The sequence below is a fragment of the Vibrio sp. 2132-1 genome, from assembly GCF_033344315.1.
Genome location: NZ_JAWPON010000492.1, coordinates 1 through 625, shown reverse-complemented (window position 1 = coordinate 625; position 625 = coordinate 1). Strand labels below are relative to the sequence as shown.

Annotated in this window: 1 protein-coding gene; it reads left to right on the top strand. The window is 49.0% G+C overall.

Going from position 1 to position 625, the window contains the following annotated elements; all coding sequences use genetic code 11:
- Positions 1-625: NAD-binding protein (locus R8N47_RS26240; RefSeq protein WP_318186235.1), on the top strand; the 625-nt coding region annotated here is incomplete at both ends.

Genomic DNA, 625 nt, shown 5'->3' with positions numbered 1-625 from the left:
GGCTGATCATGGCGCTGACCATTGGCGTGATGGTTTTGAAAGCCTTGGTGCTGTTTATTCTCGCGCTGATATTTAGAGTGAAAGGTAGCAACCGCTGGCTGTTTACCCTAAGCTTGGCTCAAGCGGGTGAATTTGGTTTTGTGTTGCTAAGCTTCTCTGTGCAAAACCACGTCATTCCGTTTGAACTCTCGCAAACTCTTGCACTGGTGGTTGCGATTTCAATGTTCCTGACCCCGGGCTTGTTCATTTTGTTTGATCGGGTGATTTTGCCTCGCTTTGAAACCCAATCGAATGAACGCGAAAGCGATACGATTGAAGAAACAGGCACAGTCATCATTGCTGGTATTGGCCGCTTTGGTCAGATTGTGAATCGCCTATTAGTATCGAACGGCGTAACAACGGTAGTGCTTGACCATCAAGCCAACCAAGTCGATAACATGCGCCAGATTGGCACTCGTGCCTATTTTGGTGACGCAACCCGACCAGATATGCTGCACACGGCAGGTATCGAGCATGCGGCTGCGTTGGTCGTCGCGATTGATAACCAAGAATCGAGTGTGGAACTGGTGAAATACATGAAGCACACGTACCCGAAAGTGAAAATCATCGCACGTGCTTTCGACCG